The sequence below is a fragment of the Psychrobacter submarinus genome (assembly GCF_904846685.1).
In the GTDB taxonomy this organism is placed as follows: Bacteria; Pseudomonadota; Gammaproteobacteria; order Pseudomonadales; family Moraxellaceae; genus Psychrobacter; species Psychrobacter submarinus.
The window spans coordinates 70,749-82,926 of sequence record NZ_CAJHBQ010000001.1; the positions used below are offsets into that span (position 1 = coordinate 70,749).

A 12,178-nucleotide genomic window follows, 5' to 3' on the forward strand; every position below is an offset into this window, starting at 1 on the left:
TTTCTACTATAAACTTTTTACTTATAAAAAACCCATGCCATCGAGCGGATAGCATGGGTTAGTATTTTGATTGAAACTAAAATCTTAGAACTTATATTTTAAGTACTTAGATTTTAAGTACTTAGATTTTAAGTACTTAGACTTTAAAGACTTAGACTTTAAAGACTTAGACTTTAAAACTTAAGTCCCAAAACTACAAAGACACCTTATTCAGGTTGGCTTTAGTTTTTATCTTTATCGATGATTTTGTTACCACCGATCCAAGGCATCATGCCGCGTAGTTTGGCACCAGTGATCTCGATTTGATGCTCAGCGTTGTTACGACGACGCGCAGTCATTGATGGATAGTTGGTTGCGCCCTCAGAGATGAACATCTTGGCATACTCACCTGACTGGATGCGTTTTAGCGCATTGCGCATCGCCTCACGTGATTGCTCATTGATGACCTCGGTACCTGTGACGTATTCGCCGTATTCAGCGTTGTTACTGATAGAGTAGTTCATATCAGCGATACCGCCTTCATACATGAGATCGACGATAAGTTTGAGCTCATGCAAGCACTCAAAGTAAGCCATCTCTGGAGCATAGCCAGCTTCGGTCAGGGTTTCAAAGCCCATTTTGACCAGCTCTACTGCGCCGCCGCAAAGTACCGCTTGCTCGCCAAATAGATCCGTTTCCGTCTCATCTTTGAAAGTTGTCTCGATAATACCTGAACGACCACCGCCCACACCTGCTGCATAAGATAAAGCTAATTGCTTGGCTTGACCAGAGGCATCTTGATAGACAGCGATAAGATCAGGGATACCGCCGCCTTTAGTGAACTCGTTACGCACGGTATGACCAGGCGCTTTTGGCGCGACCATGATGACATCAAGATCTTTACGCGGCTCGACTTGATTATAATGAATCGCAAAACCATGAGCGAACGCTAGCGTTGCGCCTTCTTTGATATTTGGTTCGATCTCATTTTTATACAGCTCTTTTTGGAACTCATCAGGCGTCAGAATCATGACCACGTCAGCGGCTTTTACCGCTTCAGCGACGTCTGCGACTTTTAAGCCAGCGTTTTCAGCTTTTTTGCGAGAGCTTGAGTTAGCACGTAGACCAACTGTGACGTCTACGCCAGAGTCTTGCAGGTTTAGCGCATGGGCATGGCCTTGTGAGCCATAACCGATAATAGCGACTTTTTTGCCTTGGATGATAGATAAATCACAGTCTTTATCATAAAAAACGTTCATACAGAGTCCTTTTCCTTAATCATGGAGAGCCATGGCTAGTAACACTTATAGTATCGCCAATGTATTCATTGATTGTACGCTATAAGCTTGTTGTTAATTTTAAGTTATCAGTTTTAAAGTCCTGATAACTGACAGTGTTAATTTCGATATCAAACTTAAAATGAGTTTTATATACTTAGCGTTTTTTCGCCGCGGGCAATACCTATCACCCCAGAGCGGACGACTTCAAGTACGCGCTCACGGCCTATAGTCTCAATGAAACCATCGAGCTTGGCTTTATCACCGACGATTTGGATGGTGTATAAGCTGGCATTGACATCGACGATCTGCGCGCGAAAGATATCTGCGCTACGTTTAATCTCTTCACGGACATTACCAGTCGCGCGCACTTTAATCAGCATCAGCTCACGCTCAACATGAACTGTTTCGGATAAGTTAAGCACTTTAACGACTTCAATAAGCTTATGCAACTGCTTAGTGATTTGCTCTATTTTCTCTGGAGACGTGATCGTCGTTAGCGTCAAACGCGAGATTGTAGGATCATCAGTTGGGGCGACGTTCAAAGTCTCGATATTATAGCCGCGCTGCGAGAATAAGCCGACCAATCGCGACAACGACCCTGCTTCGTTTTCCATTAATACCGAGATCAGATGTGGTTGTTGCATTAAGTACGCTCCCCTTTGGTTAGCCACATATCACGCATCGTCTGTCCAGCCACTTGCATCGGATAAACATGTTCATTGCGATCTACATAGACGTCGATAAATACTAGCTTGTCAGTCATCGCCATAGCTTCTGCTAACTGTGCTTCCATGGTTTCAGGATCGGTAATCTTGATCCCAACATGCCCGTAGCTCTCAGCGAGCTTGATAAAGTCAGGTAAAGAGTTCATGTAGGACTGAGCATGACGACCTTCATATAGCATGTCTTGCCACTGCTTAACCATACCAAGCTGCGCGTTATTGATGTTCAAGATTTTGACAGGCAGATTGTACTGTAAGCATGTGGATAGCTCTTGGATATTCATCTGAATAGAGCCCTCACCGGTGATACATACCACGTCGCGATCTGGACAAGCTAATTTGGCTGCCATAGCATAAGGCAAGCCCACACCCATAGTGCCAAGGCCGCCTGAGTTTAACCATTGGCGCGGCTCTCTATAGGTATAATACAGCGCGGCAAACATCTGATGCTGGCCGACGTCGCTTGTGATAATAGCGTTACTATTGGTCACTTTGTCTAAAGCTTGTACGACGCTTTGCGGCTTAATACCATTTTCGGTGCTAGTGTCATAACGTAGGCCATGACGCTTACGCCACTCATTGATTTGTGACCACCAATCAGTTAATGCTGGCTGATCAAGCTCTTTATCATGTCCAATGCTATCAAGCATATCAGTCAAGACAGATTTGACATCGCCAACGATAGGAACATGAGCGAAGATAGTCTTTGAGATAGAAGCCGGATCGATATCAATATGAATAATCGTCGCATTCGGGCAGAATTTTTTGACATTGTTGGTGACGCGATCATCAAAACGCGCTCCTACCGCTAGGATGACGTCAGCATGATGCATACTCATATTGGCTTCATAAGTACCATGCATACCAAGCATCCCGAGGAACTGCTCGTCGGTACCATCAAAAGCCCCTAAACCCATTAGCGTATTGGTCACAGGCAGATTCAAACGGTGCGCAAGATCGCGAAGCTCTTCATAAGCATTGCTCCAAATCACGCCGCCACCTGAGTAGACCACTGGGCGCTTCGCCGCTAATAAAGTCTCGACCGCGCGTTTAATCTGACCGCCATGGCCTTTTTGTGATGGCTGGTAAGAGCGCATGGATACCGATTCTGGGTACTCATAAACGTATTTTTCGCTCGGCGCTGTCATGTCTTTTGGCACATCGATAACGACTGGGCCTGGACGACCTGAGCTTGCGATATGAAAGGCTTTTTTGACGATGGTAGGGATTTCGCTGGCATGGCGCACTTGAAAGCTATGCTTGACGATTGGGCGCGAGACCCCAACCATATCAGTCTCTTGGAACGCATCTTCACCAATTAGGCTACTAGGGACCTGTCCTGAGATGACTACCATTGGCACTGAATCCATAAAGGCCGTGGCAATAGCCGTTACCGTATTGGTCGCGCCTGGGCCAGAGGTGGCGAGCACAACACCCGTATTGCCTGTCACTCGCGAATAGGCATCGGCCATATGGCCTGCCGCTTGCTCATGACGCACTAGAATATGCTCAATGACTTCTTGCTGAAATAGCGCATCATAGATATGTAGAACCGCGCCGCCGGGATAACCGAAGATATACTTAACGCCTTCGTCAGTCAGCGCTTGTATTAGCATCTCAGCGCCAGAGAGCATGACAGGCTCATTCTCAGCTAGCTGCTGTTGCTTTTCTTCAAAATGTTTGGCGGCGTTAGCCGTTTGCGTGTGTCCGGTCATATTCGGACTTTGCGTAGTTTGCGTCACTATCATCACCTTTATTTACAGCGCAGATGCAGCTTTTATGAGTATAGATCAGAGCACAAAGACTTATTGTGCCGACATCTACTACCCAAAGTTGTGCTTATCTTTGTCCATAGAAGAGTATCTACTCACTATGCAAAAACAGCTTGGCTTTATAAAAAGCATAAAGCAGCTTGCTACTTGAACACAGCCATTTTAAGGTCAGCTTAAAGAGGTATATCGATATATGATGACTAGATGCGAATGCATCTATAAAAGAGGCTTATTATTTAGATACCAACCAAATACCAATAGTGCGTTACTACCAATAAAGGCTAATGAGTCACTGAACCGCTAAAGATAAAAGAGCTCAAACTCACTAATAACAATTATGATAATTGCCTCTTAGTGTCTTTGCGTAAGCGATTCACCTTTTAAGCTTATGGCATCAAAACTAGTTTGTAGCATTGATACGCCATTACTCATGGCAACAAACCGACTTGGCGGTAAAGGGTTAAAAATAATAAGTTTATCTTAGTCATTGTAGACCGATAAGTCCGGAGACAAATAGCACAATCAACAATAGGCCAATGAATGACCGCTATCCTTGCTCTGCTACTGTCACAAAGAAAATAAAGCTATCAAGCCACCGATAAGCAGCCTAAGAGACTTTGTTCTCAAGTGCTACGGCAAAATTATAAATGCCGCTCACTGACCAACTGTTATTATAGTCACTGTTTTGGCTATTATTGTCAAGAGAAACTTATGAAGTCTAAGCCCAACTATAAGTTTTACAACTCCCTTTGAAACAAAATAATTGGTATTTAGTTTTAAAGATTTTTACTAAAATGAAGTTAGGCTTTTTAATTGAGCTAAGCTTTTTTAATTATGTATAATGTGGCTAGGCTTTAATGCTTACCTATAGATATCGATAGATAAACACCTCCTGTTTTCTCATTGGCAAAAAGGATTCTGAAAATGGCTTACGCCCCCTTGACAACTATCGCCTCTAAGCTTGTTTTTGGCTTATCGACTTGTAGTATTTTGTTATTGTCTATGAATGCCAGTCATGCGATTCAGGTTTACAAGTCTATTGGAGCGCATGGGGAGATTAAATATAGCCAACACGCCCCGCATAATGGCGAAAACGTTGAGATGATTGAGTTTCGCAGTGATGGTCGTCAAACTGATGCCGGCCAAATGGCTAATAGAACTAGCGATAGTCCAGATACTGCCCCTAAAGACGCTGAAGCTCAGCGAGTCGCTCAGCTTGAGGCTCGTATCAAAGAACAAGAAGCCAACGCCAATGCCCAGCGCTGCCAATCACTACGTAATAACTTAACTAACCTCAATGTGGGTGGGCGCATTTATGAGATGGACGCAAGTGGTAATCGCGAATATCTAGACAGCCGTGAGATTGAGCTCAAGCGTGAACGAGTACAACAAGCGATTAGCCAGTATTGTAGCTAACAAAACTAAGCTCGCTCAATATACTAAGCGAGCTTATAAACGGTTTGAAAAAACCTATATTATCGATGAGGTACTATTAAGGCCTCCATCACAGAGCGAACAGCCGCTGGCATATCTTGCGCCTGCATGCCGCGCTGCCCTACTCTCAGCGATAAGCCACTAGCAACGCCAGCCTTATCACTTGTTAATTGATTCAGTAAGGCATCACCTGCTAAGCCGTGAACAAGCACAGCCTGTCTGAGACTGCGCGCCTCATCGGCCAAGTCTAGCTGCGCTAACAGCCCTGCGCATACTCCTGATAACACATCGCCCATGCCCGCCGTTGCCATTCCTGCATTGCCAGTAGCACAGACATATACCTTCGGTTTATTATTATTTTTATCATGTAGATTCTGCTCTAATATAAGCGTCCCTGCTCCTTTTAGCACCCAATTGCCACCATACTGATCCGCAGCTTGCTTGATGGCGGTTAAGCGATCTTCTTCTATTTCGCTAATTTCTTTATTTAATAGCATAGCCGCCTCGCCACTATGCGGCGTCAGATACACTTTATGCTGAGTACTATGTGCTTTTAGTGCTTTAACTAACTCATGCTCATCACTTTGTAAGGTCGCTAAATGGTACAAACCATCCGCATCAATGACTATAGCTTTATCCGCTTCGATGGCCGCGTTTAGGTAAGCGATAAATAAATTTTTAGCCTTATCATCTCGGCCAAGTCCCATGCCTATAGCGATAACGCTAGCATCTTTAATCAAGGTTTTGACACCTTTAACATCGTGCAGATCGATAGTCATTGCATCTGGTAATGAGGTCAGTAGTGCTCCATGAAAAGCGTCGTGACAAGCTACCGTAATTTTGCCGGCTCCAGTTGCCATAGCACTTGATGCTGATAAAATCGCTGCGCCGCCCATGCCTTGCGAGCCATCCACACGATTGCCAGCTATTATTAACACGTGACCATAACTACCTTTATAGCTGTTTTGTTGACGCGGCGCTAAAGCATAAGCGGTCTGTAATAAAGTAGCCGCAGGCGATTTAGAGATGATAGGTTTAGAAGTGATAGGTATGAGCGGAATGTCCAAAACTTCACCAGCATAGTCTTTACCATCTTTGGTATGTAAACCAAGTTTACGCGCGACAAGGCATAAAGTAATATCAGCACGTACTGCCAAACGCTCAAACACCTGCCCTGTTGAAGCCACAAGACCACTAGGAACATCTACCGCTACTACCAAAGCACAGTCACGCTCAGTCAGCCGGTTAAAAGTGGTAATCGCTTGCTGATAAATACCTGTTGGTGCGCGATCTAGGCCGATACCAAAGAGCGCATCGATATAGACATCTGCTCTAGGGAAGTCACTCTCATCAAACTCCTTATCTTTAAAACCCTGATCTTCAAAACGTAGATAAGAGCAACCAGCGGTCAGTGCTAAGCGCTGGGCTTTAAGAGCATCACTGACCTGCTCTGTCTCATCGCTATTGTTTGAGTCATTATTCTCTTCTTTGTCGATAGCGGCCATGCCAACGGTCATAACTTTGACCTGCCAGCCTGCCCGCTGTAAATATAAAGCAATCAGCCAGCCATCACCGCCATTGTTACCTTGCCCCGCCCAAATAACGGCGCGCTTGTCTCTATTGTACTGCTGAGCTGTGAGGTGGGTATCCTCATGACTCAGCCTGCGACTTTTTTGACTTTGCACGATATCGTCAACGTCTATAATGCGCTGCGCCATCTGCCAAGCGGCCTGCTGCATCAAAGCAAAACTGCTATAGCCATCAGCAAACCAATCTTGCTCTATAGCATAGACTTGCGAGCTAGTATACAAAGCGATGGGCAGCGTTGCAGGACTTGAAAGTGACTTTTTAATAGTAGGCATAGATAATCCTTATAAAGCTTAGAGTACAAATAGATGAGAATAAGGGTAGCAAATGTCGAAGGCCACTTCTGTATGGATATCATCAGTATTATGCTATCTTTTTGGGTCAGAGCGGCTTGTCATGGCATAATAGCTGTCGTTCACTTAATCATCCGTTCGCTCAATTATCCGTTTACTCAATTATCCGTTTACTCAATCATACAGGCCACTTATCTTATCCTATGAAACCATCTTCTAGCCTTATCCCTAGTACTGACAAACCCAGCTTTTCTTCGCCTGAAGAGATAAAGCAGTGGATTAAGGCGCAAGCGCAAGATTTAGGATTTGCCGATTGCGGATTTATATCGGTGCAGCATCCTTTATTTGCGCAGCAGCTTGAGCAGTTGCAGCTTTGGTTAGCGAAAGGTTATGAAGGACAGTTACAGTTTATGCATGGCAATCACCACCTGCGTGCTCATCCTGAGCAGTTGGTAGAAGGCGCTAAGACTATCATTAGCGTGCGTATGGACTATTTGACTGAAACGCCTAAACCGCGCACCGTTGAAGATGACGATCGCCCAAACCACGGTATCATTGCGCGCTATGCTCGCGGGCGCGACTATCACAAGACCATGCGCAGTCGCCTCAAACAACTGGCTTTGAGGATAGAAGCGATGCTGCCAGAATGGCAGCAACTAGCTATTGGAGACGATATTGGTGCAAATAGTGATTTTGTCTTTCGGCCTTTTAGCGACTCTGCGCCTATTTTTGAGCGGCCTATCGCTGATGCTGCTGGCCTTGGCTGGACCGGCAAGCACACCTTGTTGCTCAATAAACAAGCCGGTTCTTTTTTTGTGTTGGGCGAGCTATTTATCAGTCTAGAGCTACCTGATGATCAGCCGGTTGCCGCGCATTGCGGTAGCTGCCGCGCTTGTATTGATATTTGTCCTACTCAGGCTATCGTGGGTCCGCATGAGGTCAACGCAGCCGCTTGCATCTCTTATTTGACCATCGAGCATGACGGCGTTATTGATGTTAAATATCGCCGCGCTATTGGCAACCGTGTGTTTGGCTGCGACGACTGTCAGCTGATGTGCCCTTGGAATCGTTATGCCAAGCTCACAACGGTTGAGGACTTTGCCCCAAGGCATAAACTCGATAGTAGTAGTCTGCTTGAGCTTTGGCAATGGAGCGAGGCGGATTTTTTACAATACACCCAAGGCAGCCCGCTACGCCGTACCGGCTATGTGAACTTTCTGCGTAATATCGCTATCGGTCTAGGCAATGCCACTGCTGATGATATTAATATTGAGCAATTAAAATCTAGACTTGGTCAACACAATGACGTTTTGGATGAGCATATTCACTGGGCTATAGAAGAGCAAACTAGCAAATTAACCGCTAACAAGACTACCCCTTCAAGTTAAACCAATAAAAAACGCCTCTTATTAAATAAGAAGCGTTCATCAAAATATTACTTTTTACCCAGTTAATGGGTTAAAAATAAGTTGGCAGCATTATGGCTTAGGAATACGCAGTACTTGACCGGGATAAATCTTATCTGGATCTGACAGCATAGGTTTGTTAGCTTCAAATATTTTCATATAATCGCTTGATGAGCCATAAACGTCTTGAGCGATTTTTGAGAGACTGTCACCTGATTTTACTGTGTACATGGTAGATTCTGGCGCATCTTCTTCGATATCGATATTGTCGATAACCTTTGCTACGTTTTGGACGTTACCAATAGCAATAATCGCTTTTTCGCGGTCCGCTTGAGTCTTTGCATTACCGCTGATTTCAGCAGTATCAGTAGAACCATTATATTTGACTTTTAAATTACTGATCTGCAGATTCTGCTGCTGAATACGACGCAGCAAAATATTCGCCACCGACTGCGCCGATGGTTCGTTATCTTTTACTGGGGTATTAGCGTCTGCTTGAGTTTCTTTTTTTGCATCGTGCTTGTCATCATCACGATTAAAAATCTTATCACCAATGTCTTTTGCAAAACTGAACATTCCCATCTAATTACTCCTTTTGATGTTGTTATCTATTATTTACTTTATGAGTATAACAAAGGCTATAGTTTTGCATAGTAGCGGTATGTTGAGTAATGTTAAACTTATGAAAACTTATGTCACCTTATGGAATGGGTTTAGCTTAATATCAATGCTAGTCATAAAATGCGAGCCAAAAAAAACCGCTTATCTATTAAGATAAACGGCGCAGCAGCTCGCTGATAATAGGGCAAACTGATACCATATTACAGCTGGGCTTGTACGTAATCGATAGCTTTTTGTACTGTAGTCAATTCTGCTGAGTCTTCATCAGGGATAGTGATACCGAAATCACTTTCAAATGACATAACTAGCTCAACTAAGTCCAAAGAGTCAGCGCCTAAGTCTTCCATGAATGAAGCTTCGTTTTTGATATCTTCAACGTTCATGCCTAACTGCTCTGCTACGGCAGATTTTATTCTTAGCTCAATATCGTTATTGCTCATACAAAGTACTCCTTAGTGTCTATCAATTTGGGAATTATAGCAATTATCTGAAGCGTTAAGGGCTTAGTTAAACTGTGATAGTGCTGACTGGTTACAGATAGCTCGATATCATTATCAGTTTTTGACCCGAATAACCAATTGCTATAATACAGGGGTTTGGCCTAAAAGTGTCCATTATTATAACAGCATTTATTAGAGTTTACACTCGTTCACACAGTTTTTTATTGTGCTAATGTAACTTTTTAATATTTAACTTTTTGTGCTTAGTGTAGCGCACTACATATAAGCACAGTATATCAGTGCAGCGCACTACATATACATGCCACCGTTGACTGGAATGACCGCTCCTGTGATATAACTGGCTTCGTCACCTGCTAAAAACAACACCGCAGCAGCGATATCTTCTGGCTGACCCAAACGCCCGATAGGCACTGCATCTAACATAGAGTTGAGCAGACGCTCGTCAAGCTCGTCCGTCATATCCGTTTCGATCAGACCGGGTGCCACGCAATTGATAGTCACCTGCCGTGAGCCGATCTCGCGCGCAAGCGTTCGGCTAAAACCTTCAAGACCTGCTTTAGTCGCGGCGTAGTTCGACTGTCCAGCATTACCCATCTTAGCGACTACTGAGCTGATATTGATAATACGGCCACGGCGCGCTTTCATCATACCGCGAACCGCACGTTTGCTCATCCGGTACACTGAGGTCAGGTTAGTGTCGATGACACTTTCCCAATCTTCATCTTTCATACGCATAAGCAAGCCGTCTTTAGTGATGCCAGCATTGTTAACGAGTACTTGTACCGCGCCGTAGACACTCTCAATCTCTTCAAACAGCTTATCGATTTGTTCAGGGTCTCGAACGTCTAATACTCGACCTATACCACCTGAATCATGCAGATAATCATCGATGAGGGCTGCGCCCTTCTCAGTCGTTGCGGTACCAATGACAAAATGACCTTCTTTAGCAAAGCGCTTGGCAACCGCCTTGCCTATGCCTCGGCTAGCACCAGAAACTAAGGTAATTGTACGACTCATGATAGTGCCTCCATTAATTTATCAAGACGAGCAGGCTTGTCCGTTGGATAGCTGGTAATCGGTTGAGCTTGACGCTTGGCCAAATTGCTCAGTACATTACCACTGCCGCATTCGATTAGAATATTGATTTGTTTGTCTGCGAGCTCTTGCATAGTTTTTGACCATAGCACCGCTTCACTGAGCTGCTCGGTCAACGCTTGCTTGATACTGGGCGAACTGGTCTCGACCCGTGCATGGCGATTTTGGATCACCGGAATCGTCGCTTGATCGAAATTAATAGCTGCCAAAGCTTCGGCTAATGCTTGGCTAGCAGGTTCCATCAAAGCGCAATGAGAAGGCACACTGACCTTGAGAGGTATCGCTTTTTTGCCCGTGTTCTGTACTTTGTCGATGACGGCAGCAACGCCTAGCGCATTGCCAGATATCACCACTTGCCCAGGGCTATTGAAGTTTGCAGCGTTAACAATAGCATCATCTACATGCTCAGTCGCTTGCTCACATAAGGTTTCGACGCGGCTATCTTCAAGACCTAATACAGCAGCCATAGCAGTATCGATACCGGCAACCGCCTCTTGCATTAGTTGACCACGTTTATGTACTAGCTGTATCGCATCAGCAAAACTAAGCACTCCAGAAGCACACAGCGCACTGTACTCTCCAAGAGAATGCCCCGCTAGGTAGCAAGGAGTAATATTCGCCTCAGTCAGCTTTTCTTGTAAGATACGCCAAATAGCGATACTCGCTGCTAATAGCGCAGGCTGAGTATACTGAGTCTGGTTGAGCTTATCCTCGTCTTGACAAATCGCCCACAAATCCTCTCCCAGCACAGTGCTAGCCTCAGCGAATGTATCACGAATCTGCGGGTAGATTTCGCTCAGCTCTGCGGTCATGCCGACTGCTTGCGCACCTTGCCCAGGAAAGACAATTGCTATACGGGGCTTCGTTGTTATCGTATCAGGCGTTAATGCCATAGCCAATATTCCTTAGTGATTAAAAGCGCTTTTGATAATAAGCAAATATAATAAACGGGTCAGTTATCATAAATTGTATTTAGCAGCTCATCGTCTGTAATAATAAATAATAGCTCATTCATTTATGATTCATCATAATCATGGGCAAACTATACACTGCTCTGCTCAATTATCATAGTTAACAACTGTACTCAGATTATTATAGCGCTAATAAATGATATCAATTAAACAATCACCATATATGAGACGGTGACTACATTGTTCATCAAATTCTAAATAGCAAAAAGCCAAGCCACCACGCTATACAATATATGATAGCAAGATAACTTGGCTTTTTTATAATCTGTATGTTCAACAGCAAACATCTTAACGAATAATAGCTACTATTATAGTTAGCTACTATTTATTGATACGTTTACTTATCAAGCAATAGATTAAGCGTCTTGAGCAACTTTGAACAACTGGCGACCGCGATAGAATCCGTCTTTAGTCATATGATGACGACGATGTTTCTCACCAGTAGTAGCATCTACGCTCAGCTCAGCCACTTCCATACGGTGGTGTGAACGGCGCATGTCACGACGAGAACGGCTTTTACGACTTTTTTGAACAGCCATGATATAGCTCCTATACTT

The 12,178-nt window shown here is 44.3% G+C and carries 11 protein-coding genes; 2 read left to right on the top strand and 9 right to left on the bottom strand.

Going from position 1 to position 12,178, the window contains the following annotated elements; genetic code table 11:
• Positions 1-221 precede the first annotated feature (221 nt).
• The 3 genes from ilvC to JMY03_RS00320 all read right to left on the bottom strand — a co-directional run bounded on the left by ilvC (position 222) and on the right by JMY03_RS00320 (position 3,615).
• Positions 222-1,238, bottom strand: a complete 1,017-nt coding sequence (gene ilvC / locus JMY03_RS00310; protein WP_025644332.1) for a ketol-acid reductoisomerase — start codon at positions 1,236-1,238, stop codon at positions 222-224.
• 167 nt (positions 1,239-1,405) lie between these two features.
• Positions 1,406-1,903, bottom strand: coding sequence for an acetolactate synthase small subunit (ilvN, locus tag JMY03_RS00315; RefSeq protein ID WP_025644334.1), 498 nt, complete (start codon positions 1,901-1,903; stop codon positions 1,406-1,408).
• Positions 1,903-3,615, bottom strand: a complete 1,713-nt coding sequence (locus JMY03_RS00320; RefSeq protein WP_201602033.1) for an acetolactate synthase 3 large subunit — start codon at positions 3,613-3,615, stop codon at positions 1,903-1,905. Before JMY03_RS00320 ends, ilvN begins: the two co-directional genes overlap by 1 nt.
• 1,062 nt (positions 3,616-4,677) lie before the next feature.
• Here JMY03_RS00320 and JMY03_RS00325 point away from each other — a divergent pair.
• Positions 4,678-5,169, top strand: coding sequence for a DUF4124 domain-containing protein (locus tag JMY03_RS00325; protein WP_025644340.1), 492 nt, complete (start codon positions 4,678-4,680; stop codon positions 5,167-5,169).
• Between the two features lie 59 nt (positions 5,170-5,228).
• On the opposite strand, the gene JMY03_RS00330 is transcribed toward JMY03_RS00325, so the two are convergent.
• Positions 5,229-7,049 (bottom strand): NAD(P)H-hydrate dehydratase, encoded by a 1,821-nt coding sequence (locus tag JMY03_RS00330; protein WP_201599967.1) that lies wholly within the window; start codon positions 7,047-7,049, stop codon positions 5,229-5,231.
• Positions 7,050-7,270: 221 nt separating this feature from the next.
• Here JMY03_RS00330 and queG point away from each other — a divergent pair, with 221 nt between their 5' ends.
• Positions 7,271-8,455: a tRNA epoxyqueuosine(34) reductase QueG gene (queG, locus tag JMY03_RS00335; protein ID WP_201599970.1), complete on the top strand. Its 1,185-nt coding sequence runs from the start codon at positions 7,271-7,273 to the stop codon at positions 8,453-8,455.
• 90 nt (positions 8,456-8,545) lie between these two features.
• Here queG and lysM read toward each other — a convergent pair whose 3' ends face one another.
• The 5 genes from lysM to rpmF form a co-directional block, all read right to left on the bottom strand.
• Complete coding sequence (gene lysM / locus JMY03_RS00340) at positions 8,546-9,055, bottom strand: peptidoglycan-binding protein LysM (protein WP_025644346.1); 510 nt, start codon at positions 9,053-9,055, stop codon at positions 8,546-8,548.
• 239 nt (positions 9,056-9,294) lie between these two features.
• Entirely contained in the window at positions 9,295-9,534 is a 240-nt protein-coding gene (gene acpP / locus JMY03_RS00345; RefSeq protein WP_025644348.1) for an acyl carrier protein, read from the bottom strand.
• Positions 9,535-9,843: 309 nt separating this feature from the next.
• Positions 9,844-10,572: a 3-oxoacyl-ACP reductase FabG gene (gene fabG / locus JMY03_RS00350; protein ID WP_025644350.1), complete on the bottom strand. Its 729-nt coding sequence runs from the start codon at positions 10,570-10,572 to the stop codon at positions 9,844-9,846.
• Entirely contained in the window at positions 10,569-11,543 is a 975-nt protein-coding gene (gene fabD / locus JMY03_RS00355; protein ID WP_201599972.1) for an ACP S-malonyltransferase, read from the bottom strand. The genes fabG and fabD overlap by 4 nt, the downstream gene beginning before the upstream one ends.
• Before the next feature lie 434 nt (positions 11,544-11,977).
• Complete coding sequence (rpmF, locus tag JMY03_RS00360) at positions 11,978-12,160, bottom strand: 50S ribosomal protein L32 (protein ID WP_025644354.1); 183 nt, start codon at positions 12,158-12,160, stop codon at positions 11,978-11,980.
• Positions 12,161-12,178: the final 18 nt, after the last annotated feature.

Bases quoted from the DNA above. Each gene is read 5' to 3' on its own strand.
- ilvC (WP_025644332.1), bottom strand. From the start codon at position 1,238: ATGAACGTTTTTTATGATAAAGACTGTGATTTATCTATCATCCAAGGC.
- ilvN (WP_025644334.1), bottom strand. From the start codon at position 1,903: ATGCAACAACCACATCTGATCTCGGTATTAATGGAAAACGAAGCAGGG.
- JMY03_RS00320 (WP_201602033.1), bottom strand. From the start codon at position 3,615: ATGCTCTCTGGCGCTGAGATGCTAATACAAGCGCTGACTGACGAAGGC.
- JMY03_RS00325 (WP_025644340.1), top strand. From the start codon at position 4,678: ATGGCTTACGCCCCCTTGACAACTATCGCCTCTAAGCTTGTTTTTGGC.
- JMY03_RS00330 (WP_201599967.1), bottom strand. From the start codon at position 7,049: ATGCCTACTATTAAAAAGTCACTTTCAAGTCCTGCAACGCTGCCCATC.
- queG (WP_201599970.1), top strand. From the start codon at position 7,271: ATGAAACCATCTTCTAGCCTTATCCCTAGTACTGACAAACCCAGCTTT.
- lysM (WP_025644346.1), bottom strand. From the start codon at position 9,055: ATGGGAATGTTCAGTTTTGCAAAAGACATTGGTGATAAGATTTTTAAT.
- acpP (WP_025644348.1), bottom strand. From the start codon at position 9,534: ATGAGCAATAACGATATTGAGCTAAGAATAAAATCTGCCGTAGCAGAG.
- fabG (WP_025644350.1), bottom strand. From the start codon at position 10,572: ATGAGTCGTACAATTACCTTAGTTTCTGGTGCTAGCCGAGGCATAGGC.
- fabD (WP_201599972.1), bottom strand. From the start codon at position 11,543: ATGGCATTAACGCCTGATACGATAACAACGAAGCCCCGTATAGCAATT.
- rpmF (WP_025644354.1), bottom strand. From the start codon at position 12,160: ATGGCTGTTCAAAAAAGTCGTAAAAGCCGTTCTCGTCGTGACATGCGC.